Source organism: Haemophilus sp. oral taxon 851 str. F0397 (assembly GCF_000242295.1).
Classification (GTDB): Bacteria; Pseudomonadota; Gammaproteobacteria; order Enterobacterales; family Pasteurellaceae; genus Haemophilus.
In genome coordinates, this window is the sequence record NZ_JH591070.1 from 151,260 (window position 1) to 166,420 (window position 15,161).

At 38.3% G+C, this 15,161-nt stretch carries 13 protein-coding genes; 4 read left to right on the top strand and 9 right to left on the bottom strand.

What is annotated here, in order from left to right; genetic code table 11:
• Nucleotides 1-190: 190 nt before the first annotated feature.
• The 3 genes from HMPREF9096_RS06415 to HMPREF9096_RS06405 all read left to right on the top strand — a co-directional run bounded on the left by HMPREF9096_RS06415 (nucleotide 191) and on the right by HMPREF9096_RS06405 (nucleotide 2,833).
• The gene (locus HMPREF9096_RS06415; protein ID WP_032803288.1) at nucleotides 191-1,453 is read left to right on the top strand and encodes an HlyC/CorC family transporter; all 1,263 of its coding nucleotides are present in this window, start codon (nucleotides 191-193) and stop codon (nucleotides 1,451-1,453) included.
• 128 nt (nucleotides 1,454-1,581) lie between these two features.
• Complete coding sequence (locus HMPREF9096_RS06410) at nucleotides 1,582-2,352, top strand: threonine/serine exporter ThrE family protein (protein WP_009500055.1); 771 nt, start codon at nucleotides 1,582-1,584, stop codon at nucleotides 2,350-2,352.
• A 1-nt stretch (nucleotide 2,353) separates the two neighbouring features.
• Nucleotides 2,354-2,833, top strand: a complete 480-nt coding sequence (locus HMPREF9096_RS06405) for a threonine/serine exporter family protein (protein WP_009500056.1) — start codon at nucleotides 2,354-2,356, stop codon at nucleotides 2,831-2,833.
• Nucleotides 2,834-2,878: 45 nt separating this feature from the next.
• Here the strand turns inward: HMPREF9096_RS06405 and HMPREF9096_RS06400 are convergent, their stop codons facing one another.
• Both HMPREF9096_RS06400 and HMPREF9096_RS06395 read right to left on the bottom strand, forming a co-directional pair.
• The gene (locus tag HMPREF9096_RS06400) at nucleotides 2,879-3,097 is read right to left on the bottom strand and encodes a YdcH family protein (protein ID WP_005628252.1); all 219 of its coding nucleotides are present in this window, start codon (nucleotides 3,095-3,097) and stop codon (nucleotides 2,879-2,881) included.
• Nucleotides 3,098-3,216: 119 nt separating this feature from the next.
• Nucleotides 3,217-3,975 (bottom strand): hypothetical protein, encoded by a 759-nt coding sequence (locus HMPREF9096_RS06395; RefSeq protein WP_009500057.1) that lies wholly within the window; start codon nucleotides 3,973-3,975, stop codon nucleotides 3,217-3,219.
• A 169-nt stretch (nucleotides 3,976-4,144) separates the two neighbouring features.
• Between HMPREF9096_RS06395 and serS the strand changes: the two genes are divergently transcribed.
• A complete protein-coding gene (serS, locus tag HMPREF9096_RS06390) occupies nucleotides 4,145-5,434 on the top strand; it encodes a serine--tRNA ligase (protein WP_009500058.1) in 1,290 nt (429 codons plus the stop codon).
• Nucleotides 5,435-5,486: 52 nt separating this feature from the next.
• On the opposite strand, the gene selD is transcribed toward serS, so the two are convergent.
• The 7 genes from selD to menE all read right to left on the bottom strand — a co-directional run bounded on the left by selD (nucleotide 5,487) and on the right by menE (nucleotide 15,159).
• Complete coding sequence (selD, locus tag HMPREF9096_RS06385) at nucleotides 5,487-6,527, bottom strand: selenide, water dikinase SelD (RefSeq protein WP_083817177.1); 1,041 nt, start codon at nucleotides 6,525-6,527, stop codon at nucleotides 5,487-5,489.
• A gap of 57 nt (nucleotides 6,528-6,584) precedes the next feature.
• Nucleotides 6,585-7,541: a lauroyl-Kdo(2)-lipid IV(A) myristoyltransferase gene (gene lpxM, locus HMPREF9096_RS06380; RefSeq protein ID WP_009500060.1), complete on the bottom strand. Its 957-nt coding sequence runs from the start codon at nucleotides 7,539-7,541 to the stop codon at nucleotides 6,585-6,587.
• 36 nt (nucleotides 7,542-7,577) lie between these two features.
• A complete protein-coding gene (locus tag HMPREF9096_RS06375; RefSeq protein ID WP_009500061.1) occupies nucleotides 7,578-8,345 on the bottom strand; it encodes a TSUP family transporter in 768 nt (255 codons plus the stop codon).
• 17 nt (nucleotides 8,346-8,362) lie between these two features.
• The gene (gene mepA, locus HMPREF9096_RS06370; protein WP_032803289.1) at nucleotides 8,363-9,223 is read right to left on the bottom strand and encodes a penicillin-insensitive murein endopeptidase; all 861 of its coding nucleotides are present in this window, start codon (nucleotides 9,221-9,223) and stop codon (nucleotides 8,363-8,365) included.
• 147 nt (nucleotides 9,224-9,370) lie between these two features.
• Nucleotides 9,371-10,444 carry a chorismate synthase gene (aroC, locus tag HMPREF9096_RS06365; RefSeq protein ID WP_009500063.1) on the bottom strand — a complete coding sequence of 358 codons (1,074 nt, stop codon included), beginning with the start codon at nucleotides 10,442-10,444 and terminating at the stop codon, nucleotides 9,371-9,373.
• Between the two features lie 10 nt (nucleotides 10,445-10,454).
• On the bottom strand, nucleotides 10,455-13,781 hold the full coding sequence (gene mscK / locus HMPREF9096_RS06360; RefSeq protein WP_009500064.1) for a mechanosensitive channel MscK: 3,327 nt from the start codon (nucleotides 13,779-13,781) through the stop codon (nucleotides 10,455-10,457).
• Between the two features lie 16 nt (nucleotides 13,782-13,797).
• The gene (menE, locus tag HMPREF9096_RS06355) at nucleotides 13,798-15,159 is read right to left on the bottom strand and encodes an o-succinylbenzoate--CoA ligase (protein WP_032803296.1); all 1,362 of its coding nucleotides are present in this window, start codon (nucleotides 15,157-15,159) and stop codon (nucleotides 13,798-13,800) included.
• Between the last annotated feature and the right edge of the window lie 2 nt (nucleotides 15,160-15,161).

Below are 15,161 nucleotides of genomic sequence, written 5' to 3' on the forward strand. Positions count from 1 at the left end.
GTAGGCGATTTCATGAAGAAAGCATAGGATATAAGGAAAAAGAATGATTATTTAGCCAATTTCGGGTATCATTCTGCTCACTCTTGGCTATTTGAGTAGCCATTTGATTTAGCAAAATCAAATAACAGGTAAAAAGTGCGGTGAAAAATGACCGCACTTTTTGTTGATTAACGAACAAAAGGATTTTCCCTTGGACAGTATTCCCCTTAGTACTTTATTTATTATTCTCATTATCTGTTTAGTATTATCTGCCTATTTTTCCGGATCAGAAACCGGACTACTCTCTCTCAATAAATATCGTCTTCGTTTTCTATCTGAACAAGGCAATAAAGGCGCAAAAAAAGCAGAAAAACTGCTAGAAAAGCCAGATACCTTGTTAAGCTTTATTCTTATTTTTAATAACCTTGTGAATATCAGCGCATCAGCGATTGCAACCATGATTGGTATGCGTTTATACGGAGATGCCGGCGTGGCGATTGCAACGGGTTTACTCACTTTCGTGATGCTTGTCTTTTCTGAAATTTTCCCCAAAACTGTGGCAGCAATGCACGCGGAAAAAGTCGGTTTTGTGTCTAGCCATATTTTGACGGTATTACTTAAAATCTTCTATCCGTTAGTTTGGTTGATGAATATTTTTACCAAATCATTAATGCATTTGGTAGGATTAAAACCCGATATGCAAAAACAAGTAATTAGCCGTGAGGAACTTCGTAGTATCGTATCAGAAGCGGGCGAAGCGACACCTGATGAACAACATCCACAAATGTTGCTTTCTATTTTAGATATGGAAATCGTCACCGTTGATGACATTATGGTTCCGCGCAACGAAATCGGCGGCATTGATATTGATGATGACTGGAAAGCCATTATGCGCCAGCTCAATCATGCAGCACATAACCGCGTGGTACTTTACAAAGGCAGCCTTGATGAACAAGTGCTTGGCATTTTGCGCGTGCGTGAAGCATTCCGCTTACTGCTTGAAAAAAATGAATTTACTAAGGAAACCTTAATTCGTGCCGCGGATGAAGTGTATTTCATTCCTGAAAGCACGCCATTAAAAACTCAACTTGTGAATTTCCGTGCAAATAAAGAACGCATTGGCTTAGTGGTGGATGAATACGGTGATATTAAAGGTCTTGTGACGTTGGAAGATATTTTGGAAGAAATCGTGGGTGATTTTACCACTTCTACCGCTCCAAGCATTGACGAAGAAGTAACGCAACAATCTGATGGTTCCATGATTATTGATGGATCTGCCAACCTACGCGATCTCAACAAAATGTTTAACTGGGAATTAGATACAGAAGATGCCCGAACCTTTAATGGTTTAATCCTCGAACACTTAGAAGAAATTCCCGATGAAGGCACGGTTTGCGAAATTGATGGCTTGCAAATTACCATTCTTGAAGTGGGCGATAATATGATTAAACAAGCGAAAGTCGTCAAACTTTAATCATAAAAACTCAGACAAATTGAACCGCACTTTTGACTTGGATCATAAGTGCGGTTCTTTTTTTGCGCATTTTTCAGAAAACATTTTTATAATTCTTTCTAGGTATATTTTGATAGAAGAAAAAAGATATGGAACACGAATATCAACGGGCGGTGACTCGCGTATGCGTACAAACAGCACTACTCTTGTTACAACATGGGGCAGAAAGTACTGTGGTGGTGCAAATGGCGCAGCGTTTAGGCATAGCACTTGGCGTAGAAAGTGTAGAATGTGCACTTACGGCAAATGCGGTGGTGCTGACGACCTTATCAGATAATCATTGCATTACCACCGCAAGAAAAAATACGGATAAAGGCATTAATATGCAAATGGTTACTGATGTGCAGCGCATTGTGATTGCCGTTGAACATCATTTGTATGACTTAGAAATCGCACAAAGAAAACTGGATCAATTAAAACCGCTTAAATATAACCGATGGTTAGTGGTGTTTATGATAGGCTTATCTTGTGCAGCATTTGCCCATTTATCTGGCGGAGACTGGGTAATTTGTGGCATCACCTTTGTGGCGGCAGCCATTGCAATGTTTGTGCGACAAGAATTTTCTAAACGGCACTATAATCCCCTTATCGTCTTTTCCATCACCTCTTTTGTCGCCTCGCTGATTTCTGGCGTGAGCTTAAAATATAACTTAGGTAACGATCCTCAAATTGCCTTAGCATCTAGTGTGTTATTACTTGTGCCGGGGTTTCCTCTGATTAATTCTTTGGCAGATATATTAAAAGGTTATGTCAATATGGGATTAGGCCGTTGGACGATTGCGACTATTCTCACTTTTGGCGCATGCCTTGGCATTGTATTCGCTTTAAGCGTATTACAGATTACAACTTGGGGGCATTAAAATGTTATTAGATATAACAATACTTATATTGAAATTATTCGATGATATGTTATTTGCCGCAATTCCAGCTGTGGGCTTTGCTTTAGTATTTAATGTGCCGCCAAAAGCCTTAAAATATTGCGCAATTTTAGCCGCACTTGGGCATGTTACACGCACATTATTACTGCATATTAATATGCCTATTGTATTTGCCACCTTCTTTGCCACTTGCGTAATTGGATTTTTAGGCGTGCATCTTTCCCATCGTTATTTAGCCCACCCCAAAGCCTTCACTGTTGCCGCAATTATCCCGATGATCCCCGGTGTTCATGCCTATAAAGCAATGATTTCAATGGTACAAATTCATCATTTCGGCTTTTCCGATGCTTTATTTGAACAGATGATTAGTTCCTTTATTAATACCAGTTTTATCTTAGGCGCAATAGTATTTGGATTAGCTTTACCAGGCTTATTGTTTTATCGACAAAAACCTGTGGTGTAACCTAAAACAGTTCAACAAAAAAACCGGCATCAGCCGGTTTTTTTACTATTCTTGTGATTTTTTCTTGAGATATTCATAAAGCTCATCTTTAATCCGTAATTTTTCTTTTTTCAAAGCCTCAATTTCCATATGAGTGGCGAGCTGAATGTTTTCCTGCATGTTCTTAATTTCATGATCTAATTCGTTATGCTTTTCAAAAAGACGATCGAAATAAGCATCATTACTTTTAAGTTTGGTGATTAGTTCTCGGTATTCGGGAAACATAGCATTGCTCCTATAGTGGTTTTAACTGGTTTCAGTTTACTACATTCGCCCCAAATAAACAGAAAACAATCTTAAAAATTTGACAACGATCACAAAATTTATTTCTCTCAAATAATCCTTTACTCTTTTGCTTTTTTATTTCTTCCAGCACCTAAAATCAGCATCGCTAACAAACTAAGGATAATTCCAAAACCAGCACCAATACCCGTTAAGATAATATAAGGTTTCTCTGATATCACAAGATTAGGCTGTTGAACAAAATGAAATGCTACCAAATTATTATCTAAGGGTTGAACAGATTGCATCATTTTCAATTTGTTTTCCCAAGAAACGTCAATTTTAGCATCTGCAGCATTTTTCACTTGTTCGAATAACGATTTCCATTTTGTAATCAATTCATTATTTAATGTTTGGCACGCTTGATTATTCACATAACGAATGTATTCTACAAAAAGTTGATCCACTTCTTCACGATCAAAAGAAGAAAGAGTTAATTGATCAAGATTATTTTCTTGGGAAAATTTAAAATGTGAGGCAATCTGCTGAATGGTTTGGTTTTCAACTTTAACTCTCGCTTTCACAAAATCAGATTGATTTAAAAAAGCGATTAATTGAGCGGGTGAATTAAGAATTTTTGTAAATTCATGATACGCAGAATCTGTCGCCTTACGCTCAATTTTTACCATATCAACGGCATCAGCATCACCGCTAACTAAACTGTATGTAGAAAAAAGAGAAAAATAATTACCTAGTTCACTCATTTTTGGCGCTTCAAATTGCGCACTAACCTGCCATTTTGTCGGGTGAAAATGAGCCCCCGCAAAACCAAGCCCACCGCCGATAATCATAAATAAAAAAGAAAGAATAAATTTTCTCATAACTCACCTAAAAATTTGATTAAATTGGCGCGAATTTTAGCACAAAGTGCGGTGTATTTTTCTTTATTTTCAGAATCTCGCTTTTCCCTTGGCTTTTAACTGGTTTATTTCAACAACGTGCGATAGAATAAAACCGTTTTCATTTCAACGAAAAAAGTAAGGAAATACCATGATCGATCCAAATTTACTCCGTAATAATTTAGCGGAAGTCGCAGAAAAATTAAAAATAAAACGTAACTTTATTCTTGATACAGAAAAACTCACCTCATTAGAAGAACAACGCAAGAACTTACAAGTCACCACAGAAAACTTACAAGCGGAGCGTAATACTCGCTCCAAAGCCATTGGCGCTGCTAAAGCACGTGGTGAAGATATCGCGCCATTATTGGCAGAAGTGGATGATATGGGCAATCAATTGACTGAAACAAAAGCACAATTAGATGCAGTACTTGCGGAAATCAACAAAATTACATTAACCATTCCAAATCTACCTGCAGACGAAGTTCCATTAGGCATAGATGACACAGAAAATAAAGAAATCTTACGTTGGGGTACACCACGTACATTTGATTTTGAAGTGAAAGATCATGTCACTTTGGGCGAAGAAGCAAATGGCTTAGATTTTGCCGCAGGGGCTAAATTAGCTGGTGCGCGTTTTGCTGTAATGAAAGGTCAAATCGCTAAAATGCACCGTGCATTAGCGCAATTCATGTTAGATCTTCATACTGAACAACATGGCTATTTAGAAACCTATGTGCCTTATTTAGTAAATCACGCCACACTTTATGGCACAGGGCAATTACCAAAATTTGGTGAAGATTTATTCCATACTTTAGCCTTAGAAGGCGAACAACCTTACGCATTAATTCCAACTGCAGAAGTGCCTGTTACTAATTTAGTGCGTGATGTAATTATTGATGAAACAGAATTACCAATAAAAATGACCGCACATACACCATGTTTCCGTTCAGAGGCTGGGGCTTACGGTCGTGATACTCGCGGTTTAATTCGTATGCACCAATTTGATAAAGTGGAAATGGTACAAATCGTTGATCCTGATAAATCAATGGAAGCACTCGAAGAATTAACAGGTCATGCGGAAAAAGTATTGCAATTATTAAATTTACCATACCGTAAAGTTTTACTTTGCACAGGCGATATGGGCTTTGGCTCTTGCAAAACTTACGACTTAGAAGTTTGGGTGCCTGCACAAAATACTTATCGCGAAATTTCTTCTTGCTCAAATATGTGGGATTTCCAAGCTCGCCGTATGCAAGCACGCTGTAAAGCAAAAGGCGACAAGAAAACACGCTTAGTGCATACCTTAAATGGTTCTGGCTTGGCAGTTGGTCGTACTTTAGTGGCTGTGCTTGAAAACTATCAAAATGCAGATGGTTCAATCACCGTGCCAGAAGTGCTACGTCCATATATGGGCGGATTAGACGTTATCGGAAAATAATCCTTCTAGAAGATAAAAAAAGCGTGGATTTTAAAATTTCCACGCTTTTTTATTAAGCTATTTCAACGACGACATCGAGTTCTGATTTAGGTTTTAATTCCCCCACTTCATATAAATCAATGCCCGCATCCTTGGCTATTTCAATGACCATTTGAACGCTATTAGGCTCAACTGCCACTAATAAACCGCCTGATGTTTGAGGATCACACAAAATCGCTTTTTGTTCTTCCGTTAATACACCAATTTTATGTCCATAACTGTCAAAATTACGCCCTGTTCCACCAGGTACGCAACCTTGCGCAATATAATCTTTTACACCGCCCAAGGTTTTAATTTTGTCCGCAAAAACTACCGCACTTAGATTTGAACCTTCACAGATTTCAATTAAATGACCAAGTAAACCAAATCCGGTGACATCCGTCATTGCGGTGACACCATCCACTTGGGAAAATTGACTGCCAATAGAATTCATTTGGCACATAGCAGCAGTGGCTAAACCTTGATGTTCTGGCTTAAGTTTTCCTTTTTTCTCCGCCGTCGTCAAAATACCAATACCAAGCGGTTTAGTCATATAAAGCTTACAACCTGATTTTGCAGACGCATTACGTTTCACTTTTTCAGTATCAATCACGCCTGTCACGGCTAAACCAAAAATAGGTTCAGGCGAATCAATGGAATGTCCCCCCGCCAAAGCAATACCCGCTTGATGGCAAGCAAAACGCCCACCATCAACAATTTTCTGTGCAATTTCTGCAGGTAATACATTGGTTGGAAAACCTAAAATGGCGATTCCCATAATCGGCTTACCGCCCATAGCAAAAATATCACTAATGGCATTGGTTGCGGCAATTCGTCCAAAATCAAAAGGATCATCTACAATCGGCATGAAAAAGTCAGTGGTACTGATAATTGCAGTTCCATTACCAAGATCATACACCGCTGCATCGTCAGCAGTTTCATTGCCGACGAGCAAATTTGGATCATAAAATTTTTCCAGTTCTGAATGTAAAATTGTCCCTAACACCTTAGGCGAAATTTTACAACCTCAACCCGCACCATGGCTGTATTGCGTTAGCCGAATTTTTTCTTCCATTTCTTATTTACCTTATTGAATATCCGTTTTCGAGAATATGACTTTCAAACCCTATTCTTAATCATAAAGATCTTCGCCATCTTTCCTTGTACGCAATAATTGCAAAATCCAAACATATTGCTCTGGCGCTGGCGTAACAAAAGATTCTATTTCTTCGTTCATTGCTCGAGCTGATTGTTCAGGATCATCACTTAAATTCATTTCGGGATGAATTTCCATTTCATATTTGCCAGCCTCAGCGTTATAACGAGGAAACATTGGAATGACAACAGCTTTAGAAAGTTTTGCCATTTTATTTAATCCCGGCAATGTCGCTTTATAAGTTCCAAAGAAATCAACAAATACGCTTTGCTCCACACCAAAATCTTCATCTGGTAAGTAATAACCCATTTCGCCTTTACGAACATGATTTAAAAAAGGTTTAATACCATTTTGGCGAGCATGCATTTTTCCGCCGAAACGTTGGCGTGTAATCGTCCAAAGCCAATCCACCAATGGATTACGGTGTGGATTATACATAGAAGTCATTGGCATGCCTTGAGTGTGCATAATAATGCCAGACGCATCAATCGCCCAGCCATGTGGCACCATAAGAATAATATTCTTGCCTTCAGCTTTTGCCCGTTCGATATGTTCAAGACCGATAAATTCGCTACGTTTTTGCAAATGTTTCTTTGAACGGATGGCAATCTCACCAATACCAAACATAACTTGTGCAACAACCGCAAACATTTTATCAATTATTTGCTCATGTTGTTGTTCAGTCCAATGAGGGAAACAATATTGCAAGTTAGTTTGTGCACGCGTACGCTGTTTCTTTGCTTTATGCCCAATCCAAATACCTAATTTTCCCGCCAATTTATCGCGTAGACGAAAAGGCACAAATGCTAACAACAATAAAAAGAAAATACCGAGCCAAATTCCCCAATATTGAGGCTTTAAATACGACCATGAAAAGTGCGCTTCATAGCCCACCCTCGCTGTCAAACGTAAATTTTGTTGATTATTTGACATAATAAAATGAAATTAATTTTAACCGCGCTTTCCGAATTAAAAATGAAACCAGCCCTGATCGTAAACCATTTTAGCCGTCATCATAAAGGACATGATAACAACCATTGGTCGAATCAAGGTTTTACCTTTCGTCATTACCATTTTAGCACCTAAATTTGCGCCTAAAATGCTCCCAGCCATCATCACGAAACCCACTTTCCAAAGAATTTGTCCGCCCAATAAGAAAAGCGCAAAAGAAGCAAGGTTTGAAGTGAAGTTCATCACTTTTGCATGTGCTGTCGCTTTCGGGAGATTAAATCCTAGCAAAGTAACACAGGCTAAACTCATTATTGAGCCAGTTCCTGGACCAAAGAAGCCATCATAAAAACCTAAAAATGGGCTAACTAAAAGACCAAATAACAGATAACTTAATCGTTGTTTTCGATCTTCATCACCTAATTTAGGTGTAAATAAAAAATACAGACCAATGGCTAAAATCAAAAAAGGTAGAATTTTTTTGAAAATCGCTACATCAATTGATTGAATTAACAATGTACCGAGGGATGAACCTAAGAAAACCCAAATCAAAATAAACCAAATATCGCGTAAATTGACCGCTCTTTTTCGCAAGAAATAAAGGCTTGCGGATAATGCGCCCCCCATAGCTTGCAATTTGTTAGTGCCTAACGCCATTGCCGGTGGCATACCTGTCATGAGCAACGCTGGAATAGTGATTAATCCACCACCGCCAGCAATTGCATCGATAAATGATGCGACAAAACCAACACAAAACAATATTGCTAAAAGATCAATTCCGATATCCATATTGATTTACCTTAATGCTATTCTAACCATTCACTCCGATTCGGTGAGTTCAAAATTTGTTGGCACAAAAACGGTTCCGGTGGTGTAACTTTAGGTTTACTCACTGAAGTGCCTGGTTTTGGCGGTTCAAACCAAGAATATAATTCGTCTCCACAACCATCACCGGCAGGCACAGGTGCTTGATTTTCACAATAAGGTGCATCTGCAGGGCAAGTTAAACGAACATGAAAATGAGAGTCGTGACCATACCAAGGACGAACTTTGTGTAGCCAACCGCGATCATTGCCAGCGGTTTGGCATAATTTTACCTTAATCGCAGGATTAACAAAAATACGTGTTACACTTGGATCTTGCGCGGCTAATTTGATTAACGTCGCATGATTGCTATTCCACACGCGCTCATCTACTCGTTGTGCCTTTCTATCCACAACTAATAAACCTTTACCATCAGAATTGAGCGCATAGGCGTCTGACATTTCGCCCATTCTTAGCCAAATATCTGCATCTAATCCCATCTGATGGCTAGCATGACCCGTTAAAAATCGGCCGCCACCTGGCATGGCAATATCGCCCACTAACATCGTTGGCAACCCAGCAGCTTTAGCACGTTGCCCCAAACGTTCAAGATACTGAATCATATTTGGATGACCATAATAACGATTGCGATTCATACGAATAACTTGGTAACCTTCACCTTTCGGCGGTAATGCTTGCGCCCCAATAATACACCCATTGGTATAACTACCAATAGGTTTTGCTTTCCCATCGTCACTTGGTATTGGACGTTTCACTTTTTGCCAATCTAGAGGAGAGGCAACAACATTCAGAGAGAAAAGTGCGGTAAAAATTATGGTTGTTTTTAATAAAATTTTATTCATTCTACTATTATCATTAATAGTTTCATCGTCGATAAATATACCCACGATAAAAAAATAACTCCCCTTTGAGGAACATTCATTGCTCAAAGGGGTAACATCAAAGCTTGTCTAGGAGATAGCGACCTAGCCCTAAATATTACATTAAGATCACTTACACTGTGCCTTAAAACGTAATAGATGATCTAATAAAACAATCGCCATCATGGCTTCTGCGATGGGTACAGCTCGAATACCCACACAAGGATCGTGTCGACCTTTTGTTACAACCTCTACTGCTTCGCCATTAAGATTGATTGAACGACCAGGAATCGTAATACTTGAAGTCGGTTTTAGCGCAATTGTGGCGATAATCGGTTGACCAGAACTAATTCCGCCTAAAATGCCACCAGCATGATTGCTTTCAAATCCATCTGGTGTCATTTCATCACGATGTTCACTTCCACGTTGCTCAACCACAGCAAAACCATCACCAATTTCGACGCCTTTTACTGCATTAATTCCCATTAATGCATGGGCAAGATCCGCATCTAAACGGTCAAATACTGGCTCGCCTAATCCGACTGGAACATTTTCAGCGATAACAGTAAGTTTAGCGCCAATAGAATCCCCTTCTTTTTTAAGTTCACGGATCAATTCATCGAATTTTTCTACCGCACTTTCATCAGGACAAAAGAATGGATTGCTATTTACCTTTTCCCAATCAATGTCTCCGATAGTCTGCGGTGCAATTTTCACATGACCGATTTGACTTAAAAAACCGCGGACTTCAATACCAAAATGTTCGCGTAAATATTTTTTTGCGATCGCTCCTGCAGCAACTCGCATTGCTGTTTCACGCGCTGATGAACGCCCACCACCACGGTAATCGCGAATTCCATACTTTTGGTGATAGGTAAAATCCGCATGTCCTGGGCGGAAACGATCTTTAATCTCGCCATAATCTTGCGAACGCTGATCACCATTTTTAATGATCATTCCAATACTTGTACCTGTCGTTTTTCCTTCAAACACACCAGATAAAATTTGAACTTCATCATCCTCACGGCGCGGCGTGGTATATCGAGATGTCCCAGGTTTACGACGATCTAAATCTGGCTGAATATCTTTCTCTGATAATTCGAGATTTGGCGGTACCCCATCAACGATACAGCCTAATGCAATACCATGTGACTCCCCAAAAGTTGTCACACGAAAAAGTTGTCCGATTGTGTTACCAGCCATAATCTCTCACTTATTTTTTTACTTCAATAAAAGGCATTTCTTCGCCAGTATCATTATTTTTGATAAAAACATCAAGTTGGTTAAATGCAATATCAATATTGTTTTCTGCAAAGAGCTCATTAATACGGCGATTAAGTGCATCAATCGTATTTGTACGTTCAGCAAGTTGAGCAACATAAACGCGCAATTCGTGATCCAAGGTGCTGGCACCAAAACTCAAGAAATAGGCTCTTGGTTCAGGATCCTTTAATACTGTTGTCTGCTCATTTGCGGCTTGTAGCAATAATTTCTTCACTAATTCAAGATTCGAACCATAAGCGACACCAACATTGATCACTAAACGTGTCATAGTGTTAGAAAGTGCCCAGTTAATTACCTGCCCTGTTACAAAAGATTTATTTGGCACAATCACTTCTTTACGATCAAAATCAATCAACGTAATTGCACGAATACGAATTTTCGCAACGGTCCCGCTAACGCCATTAATTGTAACGGTATCGCCTACTCGAATTGGGCGTTCAAATAACAAAATAATCCCGGATACAAAGTTTGCAAAGATTTCTTGCATACCAAAGCCCAAACCAACTGAAAGGGCAGCAAATAACCATTGCAATTTAGACCACGACATGCCTAATGTAGCAAATGCCCAGGCACCACCAACCGCAACTAAAACATAGGTTAATAATGTAGTAATAGTATAAGGCGTGCCTTGTGAAAGTTTAACCCGTGAGAAAATTAGTACTTCTAAAATACCTGAAATATTGCGTACTAACACATAAGTAATCCCTACAATAACCAAGGCAACGAGAAGATTAAATAAAGTGATACTTTCCATCACGGTACCAGCTTCAGTTGTCGTCGTTTGCTGCCATAAGGTCACTTCACGCAAATAACTTGCCACCGCGACAAGATCTGACCAAACGTAATAGAAAATTCCAATCAACGCAGTCCAAATAAAGAGATCAGCAAAACGTAATAATTGACTACGCACTTCATTTAACGCTAAACCTTCTTCTTTTTCATTTAGAACAACAACATCATCGGATGTCGAACCATCATTAAAGCCTGCTTGTTTTTGACGGAGTTTTTCTTCTAAACGACGATGAGCCAAGCGACGAGATGATACAGTAATACCACGATAAATTACTTGGCGAATTAACCACCACACACACCATGCGATATAAGAATTAATCAGATGCTGTATTAAATTCAACGCAGTGTAATAGTATCCCAACGCAACTAATATCACTAAGCCAACAGGAATAATCTGTAAACCAAATTGAACGATTTTGACAATAATATGGTTATGGCTTTTTTTCTCATCTTCGTAAGAACGTAGCACATTTTTGAAACGTGGTGCGATGATAATAATGCAGAACAGCAATGAAACTATTGTATTCACCTGTCCAATCACATCATTTGCTAACCCATAATCAGTTACGTTACTGAATACTGATGTATTAAGTAATAACACAACTGCTACAACAATACGTTTAATTACACTTTGAAAACGCACCGCACTTTGTTGAGAAAATTCAAAGTGACGAACAAAAATCCCATTTGGGCGGAATAAAGAAAGCCAAAATGTGAAGAACCACCAATAGCCAGCCATACTAAACGACCAATCCCAAAACTCAGTTGGATTTTTCATAAAGAAAAAACCAAGCATTTGACAAATGGCTAAAAACCATAAAGTTCCAGAAAGCGTTAAAAATGCAGTAAGCAATAAAGCTTGTGGTGTATTCCACTGATTATCATATTTTAATCGGTTAATTTCGCCGTTAATTTTTGATAGGCGTTGTTTGATGCGATATTTGAATTTAAAAATAGCACCACCAACAACAAACAAGCCTAAGCAGTACATCAACAAGTAAGGCAAGTTACTGTAATTTGTTGGTAAACCAATTTTTTTTACAATACCATCAACTTGTGCTATAAATGCTCGAGGCAATTCAGTAAACCAATCTAAATTAATAGGATTATTGCTTTTAACCCAGAAACTTTGTTGCTCCAATTTTGATTGAATTTGATCACTAATTTGAGTAATTTGTTGCTGAGTAAGCTCTAACGAAATGGCTAAATTAAGTTGATTATTCAATGACTTAATTAAGTCAGAAGACATTTTACGACGTTCAGTTAGCAAATTAACTAATTGTGTTTTTTCAGCGTAAGTAAATTTCTCACCTTCATCTGATTCGACTTTGGCAATATAGGCATCTAAATCATAAAGCTCATTACGTTTTTGAGTAATATCGAAAATTTGCACCCGCAAATCCGCAATTTGTTTTGATAAACCTTGAATATTTAAGTTAGTCGGTAATTTTTGTTTTTGTTGTTGAATAATACGAGAAAGCACCAACGTACCTTGTAGTGCACTAATTTGCTCCTCGATGGTATGTTGAGTTTGCGTTAGACTATCAAACACATTACGCATTCTTAAATCATCTTGTGTCAAGATGTTCGTCTTTTCAGTTTGTTGCAACAAATATTGACTCAACTCTGCATTACGTTCCAATTCTTTCTGAATATAAGCATTTTTCGCACTATTTTGTTGCTGTTGCTGAACTTGTTCCACTTGGTTTTGAGTTTGCGCCAAGTTTTTCTGATTAATCACTTCTTGGATAGCCACAATTTGTTGTTGTAGCAGTTGCAAACGAGCATTCAACAAATCATAGCGGCTTTGATAAAGCAATGTCAGTTGATCGCTATTTTTTAATAAATCTTGGTTGTAAGCGTTTTTTAAATCAATCAACTGTAATTCTATTTGATTTTTTTGACGTAAAGTTTTTGTAAGATTGCTATCGGCTAATTGTTGATTAATTTCTTGTGTACGTTTCAAATTCTCAGTAAGACTGGTTTGTGCACGCTCAGATATAGAACTTTGCCCCGCTAATTGAGTGTTCGCTTTACTTAATGCAGTTTGGGTTTCCTGCTGTTGAGCATTAAGTTTGCTTAATGTAGCCTGTAAATCCGCTAAATTTTGAGCTTGATAATCTACTGATTTAGATTGTTCTAACTGCTTCTTAAATGCCAATAAATCTGCATTATTTTTCTTAATTTCACTATCAGCATGAGCCAAAACATCATGTAAATCTTCATTATTTTTTTGTTGAGTTTGAATGAGTTGCAATAAATCTAAAGAGGTTTGCAATTCATTAATAAGTGCTGTTTTTACATCACCATCAGCCATTTTTTGCACATCAGCTAAATCTGCAGAGAGCTCTTGCTCCGTAGGTAATAATATTTTGCTTTTGTTTGCTGCAAATGTTGGATGCACCGTCGCCCAACCTATTAAAGCTGTGGCTAAAAGTGCGGTGAAAAAACGTGATGTTTTCATAAGTTACCTGTATTTTTTATTGTTCGTTTATTTGTTTTGCTAACCAATCGGCAAGCACTTTACGTGATATTTTTATTGCGCCAGCAGATAAATCTACTGGCAATTCATAATAAGCTATTGGCTGTTTAAAGCGAGCCAATTTATCTTGTAAAAATTCAGTGAGTTTTTCGACCGCACTTTGATTAAAGGGTTCATTCAAAACAACAATCGCAACTGGGCGATAGCCAAATTCATAATCGACTTTGGGTAAAACAAAAACTTGTTTCACCATAGCGTTTTTCAGCATAACTTGCTCTATTTCTTCAGGCTGAATATTTTCACCGCCTGAAATAAACATATTATCAAGTCGTCCAATAATAACCAGTTCACCCTCTTGCAAAATGCCTTTATCTTTTGTCTGAAGCCAGCCATCGCTATTCGTTAATGAAAAAATTTGTCGATCTTTCCAATATCCCATAGCCAAACCCGCACCTTTTAGCCAAATTTCATCATTCACCAAACGATATTCTCGACCTAATAGCGGTTGCCCTACGCCTTGTTTTTCATCAGATTTTTTGGCAAAAACCGTAGAAGCCATCTCCGTCATTCCGTAGCCAGAATACGTTTCGATACCGTATTTCACCATTTTTTGTGTAAGTTCTGTCGGAATATGCGCACCGCCCAGTAAAATATGACGTGTAGCAAATGAAATACTCGGATTTTTCTGTAAATAATCTAATAAACGCTGTAATTGCGTTGGCACAAGAGAAACGTGAGTCGACTCCAATAATGAAGCGTAAAAATCCGTTTTCGGAAAATGCAATTCAGCGCCACAACTCAACCAACGCCAAACAATACCTTGTCCTGAAACATGATATAACGGCAAGGAAAGTAGCCAAGAATGTTCGCTATCAAACTTCATCAATTCGCATACGCCCTTCGCATTATCTAAATGCGCTTGAACATTATGTACTACCACTTTTGGCAAACCTGTAGAGCCAGACGTGAGCGTCATTGTTGCAGGGCGAAAGAAATCAGCTTTTTGTATAACTACATCAGCTTTGGGAAAATCCCTCAAATCTTCATCATAAAAACAAAAATCGATGTGATGAACATTACACAATTCTGTAATTTTTTCTTGCGGAAAAGCCGGATTAATACCTAGAATTTTTGCACCAAGTTGGATTGTAGCAAGATATAAAAATAAAATGTCTTCTGTATTTTTTCCAACAAAAGCAACCGCACTTTCTGGATTTACACCTTTATTTTGTAAGAAGGAAACGGTTTGATTCACTTTCTCGGCTACTTGCGCCCAATTAAAAATATCGCCCTGTGCAGTGCGCAAGGCGATTTTATGAGAAAACTTAGGTTGGATAGCAAAGGCTTGCCAAGGATACATCA